Origin of the sequence: Nostoc sp. NMS8, from assembly GCF_017115045.1 — a bacterium.
Lineage (GTDB): Bacteria > Cyanobacteriota > Cyanobacteriia > Cyanobacteriales > Nostocaceae > Nostoc.
Genome location: NZ_JABXKK010000068.1, coordinates 67,295 through 80,430 on the forward strand (window position 1 = coordinate 67,295; position 13,136 = coordinate 80,430).

The following is a 13,136-nucleotide window of genomic DNA, read 5'->3' on the forward strand; positions in this document are numbered from 1 at the left end:
AATTATGAGAAAACTTTACTTCTTACTCCCTGGTACAGATGGCAAATTTGCCTGTGGTGGTCTTTGGGCAGAATTAAAAGCACTTAATCTAGTTCAGCATATTTGTAGTGCTGATGTTGTAACTTACCGTCAACGAGAAAAAGATCAGCTTTTTATCGATGATTTGCTAAAAGAGAAAAATTTAAATGATGTAATTTTTGTCATCAGTTGGGGATTTGATATAGCTCAACTGGTGGCTAAACTTAAGCAATACAATGTCGTTTACCACGCACATAGCGCAGGTTATCCATTTAGACTACCTGCAAGTATTCCGATCGTGACTGTGAGCCGCTATACGATGGGATATTGGGGAGAAAAATCACCCAATTCTCTGATTTATTATTTGCCCAATCAAATTTCTGATGAGTTTCAAAATCTAGGTCTAGAACGAGATATTGATGTTTTAGTTCAAGCTCGGAAGTCTTCTGAGTATTTAATTAAAGAATTGATTCCAGCGTTGCAAAAACGTTGTAAAGTATTGGTTGTTGATTCATACATAGAGGATTTACCTGGACTATTCAATCGAGCTAAGGTTTACCTCTATGATTCTGCTGAGTACTGGGCACAACAGCACGTTAGTGAAGGATTTGGTCTACAACCAATGGAAGCTCTTGCCTGTGGCTGTCAAGTCTTTTCTAGTGTTAACGGTGGATTGGCAGATTACTTAGATCCGGGATTTAATTGCTATAAAATTGCTGGATATTCTCAAGAATATGATGTCCAACGCATTCTCAAGGTAATTGAGTCTTCGGGAGCAGTTAGCTTATCTGAAGAATTTTTTGTTGAACATCGGACTGAAAATATTATTCAGCGTTTCCAAGTTATTCTAGATGAGTTGAATGAGTTTTTTGATCATAAAATTCAGCAGCCATCTAATATTAAGAGTTTGACGAAAATACGGATGGCGAAATTACTTTCTCAGAGGATATATGGGAAGCTGAGGAAGAAATATTTTAAGTAATGGAAACAAACCGCAGAGGCGCAAAGTTCACAGAGAGAAGAGAGGAAATTGAATGAGTCGGCGGTTATTAGTTACTGGGGGTGCGGGGTTTATTGGGGCCAATTTTGTACATCACTGGTGTCAGGTTTATCCAGACGATCTCGTGGTGGTGTTAGATGCTCTTACCTACGCCGGGAATCGTCTGAATTTGGCACTGGTTGAGGGAAGAGAGAATTTTCGGTTTGTGCAGGGGGATATTTGCGATCGCACCATCATAGACAACCTATTATCAACAGAAAATATTGATACCATTGCCCATTTTGCTGCTGAATCTCATGTCGATCGTTCGATTCTTGGGCCAGCCGCTTTTGTGCAAACTAATGTAGTAGGAACTTTCACCCTACTAGAAGCTTTTCGGCAATATTGGGAGACAAAAGCACAGCCATCTAATTTTCGTTTCCTGCACGTTTCTACTGATGAAGTCTATGGCAGTTTGGGTGCAGATGACGCAGCTTTTTCTGAAACGACACCATACGCTCCCAATAGTCCCTATTCAGCTTCAAAAGCGGGTAGCGATCATCTAGTGCGTGCTTATTATCATACTTATCAACTGCCAACCATTATCACAAATTGCTCTAATAATTACGGACCTTATCAGTTTCCCGAAAAGCTAATTCCCCTAATGTGTATCAACACTTTGATCGGGAAACCATTACCTGTTTATGGTGATGGTAAAAATGTACGGGATTGGCTTTATGTGGGCGATCATTGCCGTGCTTTAGATGTGGTAATCAATAATGGTCAACCAGGAGAAATGTACAATATCGGTGGCAACAATGAGGTAGAAAATATTAACCTCGTCCAACTTTTATGTCAAATGATGGATGAATTAGCACCTGATTTACCAGTGCGCCCAGCAAAGCATTTGATTACTTTTGTTAAGGATAGACAGGGACACGACAGGAGATATGCAATTAATGCAAACAAAATTAAAACTCAGCTTGGTTGGACACCTTCAGTAACAATTGCTGAAGGTTTACGTTTAACAGTTGAATGGTATCTCAATCATCGTGATTGGTGGGAACCTCTGCTATCTGCGGAATATCAAGCTTACTATCGCAAAAATTATCTGTAGAATAACCTAAAATTGGACTAACTTTAACGAGTAACTGTCTCAAATTTTTATGGGGAACTAATTTGTCATAATGTAAGCGACCAAGAATTATGCCTGGATGTCTATTTTGATTGTGAGCAAATTCTTCAATTGCTTTCCGAGAAAAGACTTTTTTACTCCTGATAATAAATTCATTCAATGTGTGAGGATTTATTAGCCAGTTAGCGGCTTTTTCGTTAGATGCTCTTTCCTCATCATTCTCTTCTAACGCATCCAAATTGTCTAAATAAGCTCCTTGATGTCCTAAAACAATGTGTGCTAACTCATGCATGAGGGTGAACCAGAATGAATCTATCCGGTCATATCTCAATGTCAACGCGATAATAGGATTGCTGTTTAAATAAAAGGCTGCACCATCCAAGTAAGTTTTGCTTAAATGCGGCACAATTAGAAAATGTACACCTAAATCTGCCAGCAATTTAGGAATATGCACAATACTGTCTACTTGTTTAGCACAAGCAAGAATTTCAGGGATAGCAGTCTCTAGTTTTTTGCGTTCAAAACTAGCAATGGTTTGTTGTTTCGCTAAGTTCTCAACTCGTTTTATCCAAGTTATGCGAGAAGTCTCCTCTGGCTCTCGATGCTCGGAACAACGAAAATTAACGGCTAACTGGAGTGTTTCATCTAAGGAAGATACGCCGAAAAAATCACATACTTGCCGTTCTAAGTCATCAATTGAATCTACTGCTTGAATCCACTTATTTTTGATGAGTTCAGAGATGGGAGCAATTGTATACAATCGGCTTTTACGAGCTATATCTTGCTCCTTTTTTTCTTTTCCCACTATATGAAGTCGATACTTTGCTTCCAGATTTGTCCAGAATTCTGGAGAAGTACCCAAGGCTTGGGAGAGTTGGATAGCTGTTTCAGGTGTAATTTGCTTACTTCCCCGAATAATTTCATTGATGGTTTGAACTGGACGCCCCATAATTTCTGCTAAATCTTTCTGTGTCCAGCCACGAGCTTCTAATTCTCGACTTAAAATTTTTCCTGGTGTTGGTACTCTTGCTGGTGCTAGCTTCTGGCTCATATTGCTGTGTCCTCTACTGACGAAAGTTAGTGGTAGTCTTCGATATCGATTATTGTGAGATAATTTCCCTGTTCATCCTCATCCACTGTCACAATTAGACGCCACTGGTTATTTAAACGTAGAGAACGCTGTCCTTTTTTTCCTCGTTTTCCTGACAATTTCTCAAATCTCAATCCTTTTTGAGCATATAAGTCTCGCTCATCTACAGCAGCATCAATAATCGCCATGACTTCAAAAAAGTCATCAACCACACCTGGATATTTATGAGCATCTTTTTCTTCTGTGTAAAGTGCTTCGAGTTTCTTTTTTTTAAAGTGAAAACGCAAAGCTCCCCCCAAGTTAAATGCACTGGATTTCGCATTATACAATGGCTGACTTCAGCCTTGGGGTGAATAACTGATATTTTAATTGTAAATCTTATTGTGACAAGAGATTTAAACCGTTTGTAAAGTTTGTAAGATGATCTTGAAAATTAGCGCAAACCTTTCCTGTAAAGGGTTTCGCCATTTTTATCTAACAGCATATCTTGCTTGAGCAAGATCATTTTCCTATCATTTCTATATAATACAAGTGTACTATATAGTTTAATTAAAGGCAAGTTATGCAAAGCGTCTTGTTCACCCCAGTTATACAAATCAAATGCACAACAGCTTACTAAGACAGTTAGGGATTGCTGCCACAGTTTATCTAGATAATGACTATCCTTGAATATAAGGGAATCAGATCAACGTAAATTGCCAGCAGGTGTAAAATGCTGCAAGCAGAACAAATATTACAAGACCGTTATCAAATCCAGCGCCAACTCGGCAATAATGGAATTCGCCAAACTTGGCTAGCAAAAGATTTACAAGCCTCTAATGGCGAAAATTCGACCGTTGTAGTCAAACTTTTGGCCTTTGGCGGTACTGTGCAGTGGGATGATTTGAAACTTTTTGAAAGGGAAGCACAAATTCTTAAACAGCTAAATCATCCCCGCATTCCTCGATATATAGATTATTTTTGTATCGACGATCGCACACTCTGGTTTGCCTTAATCCAAGAATATATACTTGGTGAGTCGCTCAAGGATAAACTTGCTGTTGGCAAAAGGTTTAGTGAAAAGCGAGCGAGAAAAATTGCTGTTGAGGTTTTAAATATTCTCACCTATCTACATGAGTTGAATCCAGGAGTACTGCATAGAGATATTAAACCGAGTAATTTAATCTGGGGCGAAGATAATCGGATTTATTTAGTTGATTTTGGCGCAGTTCAGGATAAAGCGGCAAGAGAGGGCGTTACTTTCACCGTTGTGGGTACTTATGGTTATGCCCCAATGGAACAATTTGGTGGTCGAGCGGTTCCAGCTTCAGACCTCTATGCACTGGGAGCAACTTTGATTCATTTGTTAACTGGAACTTCCCCTTCTGATTTACCCCAACAGGATTTACGACTGCAATTTACAGACCGAGTTAATCTCAGTCCCAGTTTTGTCAATTGGCTACAAAAGTTGATAGAACCGGCTCCCGAACAAAGATTTACTAGTGCTAATCAAGCGATAAATGCACTTAAATCTGGTTTGACTGTCAAATCTGCAAACAAGAATCAGCTTTTGCCGCTAAAAGAAATAATCAACAATTCTGGATGCGGTGTATTTAATACTATAGAAACAGTCCCAGAGGAAATTCTCGGTTGGAATTGGGGTGCATTTCTGATGCCTTGGTTGTGGATGTGGCCGAATAAAGTGGGGTATGGGGTGTTCTGTTTTGTACCCTATATTGGTTTGGTAATGCCTTTCGCACTTGGTGCGAAAGGCAATGAATGGGCTTGGAAAAGTAGACGGTGGCGAAGTATTGAACAATTCAAAGCGCATCAGAGAGGCTGGGCGATCGCTGGTATTCTACTTGGAGCGCCAATTAGTATTATGTTATGGGTGCGAGCGATCGCTTTGCTGAAATCTGTATTTTAAGGCAGTCTTTTGGGTAAATATCAAGCGAAGATTTTTTAGCCAGATAAGTATAAGGGTTCAAGAAATGGTTCAAATTCTTCAAGGAAAAGATATCACCCTAGCCCAACTAATTGATGAATTTGGCTTACAACTTGCAGATGACGAAGATTTTTTTTCAGAATGGCGGCATGATTTAGCTGAGTTGAGTGACTTAGAAAAGCAATCTCTCAACGAAGTCAAGGCAGAATATTTGCATCTATCGAAATATCCTATTTTAGAACCTGTAGTCAAAATGGTGGTGCTATCTCCACTATTACGTCTAGCAGGTTTTTATCAACCGCCTTTCTACATTGCCTCAGAACAAGAGGTAAAAATATCTTCAGAAGACGAAGGCACGATTATCAGAGGACGTATTGACATTTTGGTGTTCCATCCTCCATTTTGGGTTTTGGTTATTGAGGCAAAACGAGCAGATTATTCTTTGGAGGTAGGAATTCCTCAAGCATTAGCTTATATGTTGGCTAATGCTGGTAACGATAAACCTACTTATGGTTTTGTAATCAATGGTCGGGAATTTCAATTTATTAAGTTGACTAAACAGGATACACCGAGATATGCATTATCTTACACACTGTCACTAAATCGTGGGGATGACCTACATACTGTTGTCAAAGTGTTAAAACGCATAGCTCATTTAATTCGTAATTCGTAATTTTGTAGGGTGCATTAGCCAAAGACATAACGCACCATCGCAATACTTTAGGTATTTTACGCGTAGGCGTAGCCCGTCGTAGACATCGCTATAAAACATATCCCTCTCCGAGTCGGAGAGGGACAGACTTGAACTTTAGTTCAAGGCAGGGAGAGGTTCATCGAACTCACCTTAAGTTGACTACCCCACCAACTCCATTTCTATCAACTAACTTGGGATTCAACTACACCTACAGGACATGAAACATTTGTTCCTCCCAAACCACAATACCCGTTAGGATTTTTAGCGAGGTATTGCTGGTGGTAATCTTCAGCGTAGTAGAATTCAGGTGCATCTAAGATTTCTGTGGTAATCTTGCCATAACCTGCACCGTTGAGGGCTTGCTGATAAGCTTCCTGTGATGCTTCAGCTAGCTGCTTTTGACTTTCGGAATATACATAAATTCCCGAACGGTATTGAGTGCCACTATCATTACCTTGACGCATCCCTTGGGTGGGATTGTGGCTTTCCCAAAAGACTTTGAGCAGTTCGGTATAACTAATCACTTTGGGATCAAACACAACTAACACCACTTCATTGTGACCGGTTCGCCCACTACATACCTCTTCATAAGTGGGGTTGGGTGTTAAACCAGCAGCGTAACCGACTGCGGTGGTGTAAACTCCTTTAAGTTGCCAAAATTTGCGTTCTGCACCCCAAAAACAGCCCAAGCCAAAAATTGCTTTCTCTAATCCATCGGGAAAAGGAGGTTTTAAGGTATTCTTATTGACATAATGAGCTGCGGGTACTGACATAGATTGTGCCCTTCCTGACAAAGCTTCTTCAGGTGTGGGCATAACTGACTTTTTGCCAAATCCGAATAGTGCCATTGATTTTGACTCTGAATATATATCTTTACCTTACTTACTATTGTAAAGATTCTCGCGATCGCTTGGGGTTTTTTCAGAGTCCTGCCTAGACTGTGTTGATCTTGTGGCGCTAGTTCATGCTATTCATCGTTATGAATACTTTTCAAGGGTAAATAGTTGTCAAAAGTACTCATGGATAAAATACCGAAAATTGACCGTCAAAGGGAGCATCAAGCGAATGAACGTACTTTTCTGGCTTGGCTACGCACTTCTATTGCATTGATTAGCTTTGGTTTTGTGATTGCGCGATTTGGTATATTTCTGCACCAGTTGAATATTACTATTACTCAACAAGAACCTCCGGTAAGTCCATCCTCTAACTCAGAAAATTTGGGTGTTGCTTTGGTAATTTTTGGAATTTCGACTATTGCCTTAGCTGCATGGCGATACAATCGAGTTTTCTGGCAAATTGAAACAGGGAACTATAGACCAAATCGGTTAATAGTTTGGATCATGACTGGAGTTGTAATTATTTTGGGATTTTTCTGTATTCCTTTACTTCTATGGCGCGATAAAGTACCTTCTCGTTCTCCGCTTCCCATTCAACCACAGTCCCGAAATTTACATTAAATACAGCAGGAGTCACTAAGAGGCAGGGGGCAGGGAGGAGAACCCCATACATAAATGTAGGGGCTTGAAACCCTTTGAGCAGGGGAAATGAGCGAATCTTCCTCCCCTGCCTCTTTGGTCAGAATACACTTTTTAGACGATCGCATTTTTTGTAACTTTTTTGCCGATCCTCAATCCATCTTAGGGTAGGCATAGTCCAACCCAGGCATTGCTGTATGTCTGCCCAACTTATCGCACTTGATATCTAGCAAGCTTTTAGACTTTTTGTAATCGTCGCTTTCACCTTGGGCTGAATCGTCATACACTGATTTTGAACTAATGAAAGTGGTTGCCCTTAGAGAAACGATGATCGAAAGTAAGATATCAGAGATATTAGGAACCTTCGAGGCAGACTTGCTGTCGGAGTGGACTCAGGAACTAGCTATTATCAATATTCGCAGAGGTTTGATTAAAGAAGCCGAGCTAAAAGAGGAGTGCCGGGAATTTCTTAGTTTGTTTCGGATTGCCGTTGGGTGGGGCAACTTTACCAATATTCAGGCAGCGGAGTGGCAGGACATGCGGGAGATGCTCAACAGCATTTCTCGATCGCGATCGCAAAGTGGCTTCACACCCTCAGAAATAGCTACATTCGTCTTTTCGTTCAAGCAACCCCTCTTCAAGCGAATGCGTCAGCAATTGAAAGACCCGATTGAGTTGGGTGAAAATATCTGGTTAGCCACAAATTTACTGGATCAGCTAGGATTGCTGACAATTGAAGTCTATCAAAAGACGCGAGAAGAGGTGATTTTGCGGCAGCAGGAAGAGTTGATGGAGCTATCTACCCCCGTGGTTAAACTCTGGGAGGGAATTTTGGCATTGCCGATAATCGGTACTCTGGATAGTACCCGGACTCAAATGATGATGGAGTCGTTATTGCAGAAGATTGTCGAAACTAGTTCAGAAGTTGCCATCATTGACATTACCGGGGTTCCCACTGTCGACACTCTAACTGCTCAACATCTACTTAAGACTGTTACCGCCGCCCGTCTCATGGGAGCTGATTGTATGATCAGTGGCATTCGTCCTCAAATTGCCCAAACAATCGTTTATCTCGGTATTGATTTGACCAATATAGTCACAAAAGCAACGTTAGCGGATGCCTTTCTGATAGCGCTAAAACGATTGGGAACGACCATTAACCGCTCTCAATCTAAATAGCTGGAAGAAAGCAATGGAACACATTCCTATACTTAAAATGGGCAATTTTCTACTTGTGACAATCCAGGTAGATATGCACGATCGCCTCGCCATGACGCTACAAGAAGACTTAACCAACCGCATCACTGAAACTCACCCTCACGGTGTTCTGATTGATATTTCGGGATTAGAGATTGTTGATTCCTTCATTGGGAGAATTTTAGCCAACATTGCCAGAATGTCACGGGTGCTGGATGCTGAGACAGTTGTTGTCGGGATGCAGCCTGCTGTGGCAATCACCCTAGTGGAATTGGGGATGTCGCTGACGGGGATTCGCACTGCCCTAAACATCGAAAAGGGTATGGCATTGTTGCGATCGTCATTTAATGAAACCACAAATCAAATCACTGCCACTAAATGGCGTGCAGATGACGATGGAGAAGACTGAAACTATCGATATTCAATCTTCTACAGATGTAGTTTTAGTTCGGCAGGCCGTGCGCCAGATGGCTGTGGAGATTGGCTTTGGCTTAGTAGACCAAACTAAAATTATCACCGCCGCCAGTGAGTTAGCCCGTAATACCCTAGACTACGGAGGGGGCGGCACAGTCAAGCTAGAAACCCTTCAGGAAGTGCGACGACGAGGACTCAGCCTGACCTTTGAAGATCGGGGGCCGGGTATTCCCGATATCGAACTGGCCCTAAAGGATGGGTTCACCACGGGCAACGGCTTAGGTATGGGGCTAGGTGGTGCCAAACGACTTGCCAGCGAGTTTGAAATTCAGTCTGCGGTGGGAGAAGGGACACGCATAAGAATTGTACGATGGAAATAAAATGAAAGAATCTGTCGCTGTCGCAATTACTGAATCTAGCCAAACTGGGGAAGCCAGACGGGCGGCGATGGCTTTAGCAACTCGGCTGGGTTTTCAAGAAACAGAACGGGGCAAGGTGGGGATTGTAGTGACAGAAATTGCAAACAATCTGTTGCAGCACGCCCACGGTGGAGTCATACTGCTGCGATCGCTCAAGCAAGATTCCAGAATTGGCATTGAAATCTTATCGCTAGATAAGGGACGGGGAATGGTTGATGTGGATGAGTGTTTGCAAGATGGCTTTTCCACAGCCGGAACCTTGGGCAATGGTATGGGTGCAATTCGTCGCCTTTCTGATTTATTTGAAATTTACTCCGTTCCCAACCAAGGTACAGCCCTTCTCGCTCACCTCTGGACAGACTCAGCACCCCATCAACCTGAGAAGATGTTGGAAATTGGAGCGATCTGTTTGCCCATACGAGGAGAAGAAGTTTCAGGAGATACCTGGGCATCGGAAGTCGATAGTTGTCGTAGCCTGTTGTTAGTAGCTGATGGTTTAGGGCATGGGCCTGCCGCGGCTTCTGCTGCTGATGCAGCTGTGAAAATGTTTCAAGAACATCATCATCGTTCTCCTGGTGCGATCGTCGAAGCTGCCCACACCGCCTTGCGAAGTACGCGAGGAGCAGCACTCGCTATTGCCGAAATCGACTTTGAACAACAGTCTGTCCGCTTTGCTGGAATTGGCAACATCGCTGCCAGCATTTTCTCCTTTACTGAGCATCACAATCTGGTGTCTCATAATGGCACGGTCGGACATGAAATCCGCAAAATTCAAGAGTTCAGCTATTCTTGGTATGCCAACGGAGTTTTAATTATGCATTCTGACGGATTAAGCGCTAAGTGGCAAATCGATCGCTATCCAGGCTTAATGCAAAAACATCCCAGCCTGATTGCAGGTGTGCTATACCGAGACTTTAACCGAGAGCGGGATGATGTGACGGTGTTAGTTGCGAAAGGAATGGGCAGTTAAGGCAAATGAGTAATGAGTAATGAGTGGATTATTTTTTATTTTTCTTTCAATTTGTTGATTGAAGTTGTTAATATCTTAATAATTCTTTCATTCTCTTCTATCAGATTTTGAAATTCTGATTTAGACACTAACTCCGATTTGATCATTATTTTTATCCAATAAAGGGTTTCATTGACTTCCTTTAATGCTATAGAATACTTATTGATAAAGTCTTTATTTGATTGTGCATATTTAGCTTCTGAACAGTTTGCACCTATTGATGTCCCGCTTCTTAAAAATTGTTTAGACAAGATTTTACCAGCGTCGTCAAAAGGCCTTTTATTTAGCTCAAAATAAGCTTTGATAACTCTTATTGCAAAATTTTCTGTTCTTTCTTAAATACTAATATTTGCGTTATAATTAATCATAAAAATGAAAAAAGAATGTGGTAATTCAATTTTATTTTATAAGTAATGGGTCTTTACTCATTACTTATAAGAACGCTAAAAATAACTTTTCCCACTGCAAATTTTACTCAGCCAAGGATTGGAAAGGATTGTGCATGAATTTGTAACCCCTGAAAATTTACTTTATAAGTAATGGGTATTTACTCCTTACTTATTACTCATTACTTATTAATAATTACTTAAAGAACGCGAAAAATAACTAGAAGGTTTAAGAATTTTGAATTGGAGCAAAGCGACTTGACAATTCTTTTGGCGATCGCCATTCAGTACGAACAAGATGTTGTGCAAGCTCGGCAACGAACTCGTGAGATCGCCGAGCAGTTGGGCTTTGATGCTCAAGATCGGGCGCGATTGGCAACGGCAGTTTCCGAAATTGCCCGCAACGCCTTTCAATATGCCCAAAACGGAACGGTTGAATTTTCTGTGGCAGGAGAGCCGCAAGCGTTTCTGATTCGGATTCAAGATCGGGGTAGGGGCATTCCTCATTTAGCAGACGTTTTGGCAGGACGCTACACCTCTGATACGGGAATGGGGCTAGGCATCGTGGGCACGCGCAGGTTGATGGATTTATTTGAGATTGAATCGCTGCCGGGGCAAGGAACAACGGTAACAATCGGCAAAAGGTTGTCGAAGCGCACATCTAGTTTCACCGATTCGCAATTGCAGCAGATTCGAGAAACCGTCATTGGGCGATCGCCTGAAAATCTCTATCAAGAAATTCAGCAGCAAAACCAGGAATTACTCCGGGCTATGGCAGAGCTACGGAAGCGCGAAGAAGAACTGAACCAACTCAATCAGGAATTGGAAGATACCAATCGCGGTGTGGTTGCCCTCTATGCAGAACTGGACGAAAAAGCCAGCTCTCTGCAACAGGTAAACGATCTAAAAACCCGCTTTCTCTCGAATATGAGCCACGAGTTTCGCACGCCGCTCAACTCGATTTTGTCCCTCTCTCGGATGCTGCTAGCCCGGATGGATGGGGATTTGACCATCGAGCAAGAAAAGCAGGTGACATTCATCCAAAAGGCGGCGAGCGGATTATCAGAATTGGTCAACGACTTGCTGGATTTGGCAAAGGTGGAAGCTGGAAAAATTGAAGTGCGTCCCAGTTCCTTTGAAGTTAGTGAATTGTTTGCCACGCTGCGGGGGATGCTGCGCCCACTATTGGTTCAAGGTTCCTCTGTGACGCTGATTGTTGAAGAAGCTGAAGGCATTCCACCGCTCTATAGCGATGAGGGTAAAATTGCTCAAATTCTGAGAAACTTTGTCTCGAATGCCCTCAAATTTACCGAGCAGGGAGAGGTGCGTGTCAGCGCTGTGCAAACGGATCATACCATCACCTTCTCTGTATCTGATACGGGCATCGGCATTGCTCCCGCCGATGAAGAACGGATTTTTGAAGATTTTATGCAAATTGACTCCCCTCTGCAAAAGCAGGTGAAGGGAACCGGGTTAGGATTGCCGTTATCGCGCAAGCTAGCGGAGCTACTCGGCGGCAGCATTTCGGTGAAAAGTCAGCTGGGTGAAGGCTCTACCTTTACAGCCTTGATTCCCATCGTCTACCCAAATGCCACCGAATTGACTACCGTACTGCAACCAATCGCATCAGTTGAGCTAACTCGCCTGCCCATTCTGGTGGTTGAAGATCATCCAGAAACTCTATTTATTTACGAAAAGCACCTTCAACAATCAATCTATCAATTGATTGCTACCCGCACCTTAGCTCAGGCAAGGCTGGCCTTACAAAAACTTCGACCAGCGGCGATTATGCTAGATATTCTGCTGGAGGGGCAAAACGGCTGGACGTTCTTGCGAGAAATCAAAGGGGATGAAACAACCCGCACTATCCCTGTACTCGTTATTACCATCGTTGATAACGAGAAGCAAGCACTGGCGTTAGGAGCAGACGGTTTTCTAATTAAGCCGGTAGACAGATTGCCGCTGTTGAACAAACTTAATAGGCTAATTACTGAGAACAAGCCTCAAAAAGTCTTGTTAATTGACGATGACCCCGCCTATCGGTATCTGGTGAAACAGTTGTTAATAAATACACCATTGAGTATTTTGGAAGCCGTGAACGGACAAGAAGGATTAAATTTGGCACAGCGGGAGCAGCCAAATGCGATCGTGCTGGACTTGGAGATGCCAGAGATCGGCGGGTTTGATGTACTCAAGCAACTTCAAAACAATTCCGTCACTCAGTCGATTCCTGTGATTATTCACTCATCTGCTCAACTGGATGCAGAAGCGCAGAGCCGGTTAGCGGCACAAAGCATAGCCATTGTTTCCAAAGAAACAGGCTCTCAAACTACGGCGATCGCTCAACTTCAAGATGCGCTCGTCAAAGCCGGACTCGTTCTAGAGGTTTAAGGGAA

13 protein-coding genes and 1 pseudogene are annotated in these 13,136 nt (G+C 42.4%); 10 read left to right on the plus strand and 4 right to left on the minus strand.

From position 1 onward, the window contains the following. Nucleotides 1-4: 4 nt before the first annotated feature. Both HWQ39_RS13070 and rfbB read left to right on the plus strand, forming a co-directional pair. Nucleotides 5-1,000 (plus strand): glycosyltransferase, encoded by a 996-nt coding sequence (locus HWQ39_RS13070; RefSeq protein WP_292845182.1) that lies wholly within the window; start codon nucleotides 5-7, stop codon nucleotides 998-1,000. A gap of 52 nt (nucleotides 1,001-1,052) precedes the next feature. After that, nucleotides 1,053-2,114: a dTDP-glucose 4,6-dehydratase gene (gene rfbB / locus HWQ39_RS13075; protein ID WP_292845185.1), complete on the plus strand. Its 1,062-nt coding sequence runs from the start codon at nucleotides 1,053-1,055 to the stop codon at nucleotides 2,112-2,114. Here rfbB and HWQ39_RS13080 read toward each other — a convergent pair. Together HWQ39_RS13080 and HWQ39_RS13085 are read right to left on the minus strand one after the other, a co-directional pair. Continuing rightward, complete coding sequence (locus HWQ39_RS13080; RefSeq protein ID WP_292845187.1) at nucleotides 2,041-3,183, minus strand: HigA family addiction module antitoxin; 1,143 nt, start codon at nucleotides 3,181-3,183, stop codon at nucleotides 2,041-2,043. The genes rfbB and HWQ39_RS13080 overlap by 74 nt on opposite strands. Before the next feature lie 26 nt (nucleotides 3,184-3,209). After that, nucleotides 3,210-3,551 (minus strand): type II toxin-antitoxin system RelE/ParE family toxin, encoded by a 342-nt coding sequence (locus HWQ39_RS13085; RefSeq protein ID WP_292845189.1) that lies wholly within the window; start codon nucleotides 3,549-3,551, stop codon nucleotides 3,210-3,212. Nucleotides 3,552-3,934: 383 nt separating this feature from the next. On the opposite strand from HWQ39_RS13085, the gene HWQ39_RS13090 reads away from it, so the two are divergent. Together HWQ39_RS13090 and HWQ39_RS13095 are read left to right on the plus strand one after the other, a co-directional pair. Further along, complete coding sequence (locus HWQ39_RS13090) at nucleotides 3,935-5,128, plus strand: serine/threonine-protein kinase (protein ID WP_292845191.1); 1,194 nt, start codon at nucleotides 3,935-3,937, stop codon at nucleotides 5,126-5,128. 64 nt (nucleotides 5,129-5,192) lie between these two features. Next, nucleotides 5,193-5,819, plus strand: a complete 627-nt coding sequence (locus tag HWQ39_RS13095) for a type I restriction endonuclease (RefSeq protein ID WP_292845193.1) — start codon at nucleotides 5,193-5,195, stop codon at nucleotides 5,817-5,819. A gap of 203 nt (nucleotides 5,820-6,022) precedes the next feature. Here HWQ39_RS13095 and msrA read toward each other — a convergent pair whose 3' ends face one another. Then, nucleotides 6,023-6,688, minus strand: coding sequence for a peptide-methionine (S)-S-oxide reductase MsrA (gene msrA, locus HWQ39_RS13100; RefSeq protein ID WP_292845196.1), 666 nt, complete (start codon nucleotides 6,686-6,688; stop codon nucleotides 6,023-6,025). A 171-nt stretch (nucleotides 6,689-6,859) separates the two neighbouring features. Between msrA and HWQ39_RS13105 the strand changes: the two genes are divergently transcribed. The 5 genes from HWQ39_RS13105 to HWQ39_RS13125 all read left to right on the plus strand — a co-directional run bounded on the left by HWQ39_RS13105 (nucleotide 6,860) and on the right by HWQ39_RS13125 (nucleotide 10,315). After that, entirely contained in the window at nucleotides 6,860-7,297 is a 438-nt protein-coding gene (locus HWQ39_RS13105) for a DUF202 domain-containing protein (protein ID WP_292845198.1), read from the plus strand. 345 nt (nucleotides 7,298-7,642) lie between these two features. Beyond that, nucleotides 7,643-8,494, plus strand: a complete 852-nt coding sequence (locus HWQ39_RS13110) for an STAS domain-containing protein (protein ID WP_292845201.1) — start codon at nucleotides 7,643-7,645, stop codon at nucleotides 8,492-8,494. A gap of 13 nt (nucleotides 8,495-8,507) precedes the next feature. Next, on the plus strand, nucleotides 8,508-8,921 hold the full coding sequence (locus HWQ39_RS13115) for an STAS domain-containing protein (RefSeq protein WP_292845204.1): 414 nt from the start codon (nucleotides 8,508-8,510) through the stop codon (nucleotides 8,919-8,921). Continuing rightward, on the plus strand, nucleotides 8,860-9,306 hold the full coding sequence (locus HWQ39_RS13120; protein WP_292845207.1) for an anti-sigma regulatory factor: 447 nt from the start codon (nucleotides 8,860-8,862) through the stop codon (nucleotides 9,304-9,306). The genes HWQ39_RS13115 and HWQ39_RS13120 overlap by 62 nt, the downstream gene beginning before the upstream one ends. 1 nt (nucleotide 9,307) lies before the next feature. Continuing rightward, nucleotides 9,308-10,315, plus strand: coding sequence for an ATP-binding SpoIIE family protein phosphatase (locus tag HWQ39_RS13125; RefSeq protein WP_292845210.1), 1,008 nt, complete (start codon nucleotides 9,308-9,310; stop codon nucleotides 10,313-10,315). A 35-nt stretch (nucleotides 10,316-10,350) separates the two neighbouring features. Here the strand turns inward: HWQ39_RS13125 and HWQ39_RS13130 are convergent. Further along, nucleotides 10,351-10,674: pseudogene (locus tag HWQ39_RS13130) on the minus strand (four helix bundle protein); the annotation flags it as partial. 324 nt (nucleotides 10,675-10,998) lie between these two features. On the opposite strand from HWQ39_RS13130, the gene HWQ39_RS13135 reads away from it, so the two are divergent. Continuing rightward, nucleotides 10,999-13,131, plus strand: coding sequence for an ATP-binding protein (locus HWQ39_RS13135; protein ID WP_292845213.1), 2,133 nt, complete (start codon nucleotides 10,999-11,001; stop codon nucleotides 13,129-13,131). The last annotated feature ends 5 nt before the right edge of the window (nucleotides 13,132-13,136 follow it).

Bases quoted from the DNA above. Each gene is read 5' to 3' on its own strand.
- HWQ39_RS13120 (WP_292845207.1), top strand. From the start codon at position 8,860: ATGAAACCACAAATCAAATCACTGCCACTAAATGGCGTGCAGATGACG.
- HWQ39_RS13090 (WP_292845191.1), top strand. From the start codon at position 3,935: ATGCTGCAAGCAGAACAAATATTACAAGACCGTTATCAAATCCAGCGC.
- HWQ39_RS13070 (WP_292845182.1), top strand. From the start codon at position 5: ATGAGAAAACTTTACTTCTTACTCCCTGGTACAGATGGCAAATTTGCC.
- HWQ39_RS13125 (WP_292845210.1), top strand. From the start codon at position 9,308: ATGAAAGAATCTGTCGCTGTCGCAATTACTGAATCTAGCCAAACTGGG.
- HWQ39_RS13115 (WP_292845204.1), top strand. From the start codon at position 8,508: ATGGAACACATTCCTATACTTAAAATGGGCAATTTTCTACTTGTGACA.
- msrA (WP_292845196.1), bottom strand. From the start codon at position 6,688: ATGGCACTATTCGGATTTGGCAAAAAGTCAGTTATGCCCACACCTGAA.
- HWQ39_RS13095 (WP_292845193.1), top strand. From the start codon at position 5,193: ATGGTTCAAATTCTTCAAGGAAAAGATATCACCCTAGCCCAACTAATT.
- rfbB (WP_292845185.1), top strand. From the start codon at position 1,053: ATGAGTCGGCGGTTATTAGTTACTGGGGGTGCGGGGTTTATTGGGGCC.
- HWQ39_RS13110 (WP_292845201.1), top strand. From the start codon at position 7,643: ATGATCGAAAGTAAGATATCAGAGATATTAGGAACCTTCGAGGCAGAC.
- HWQ39_RS13105 (WP_292845198.1), top strand. From the start codon at position 6,860: ATGGATAAAATACCGAAAATTGACCGTCAAAGGGAGCATCAAGCGAAT.
- HWQ39_RS13080 (WP_292845187.1), bottom strand. From the start codon at position 3,183: ATGAGCCAGAAGCTAGCACCAGCAAGAGTACCAACACCAGGAAAAATT.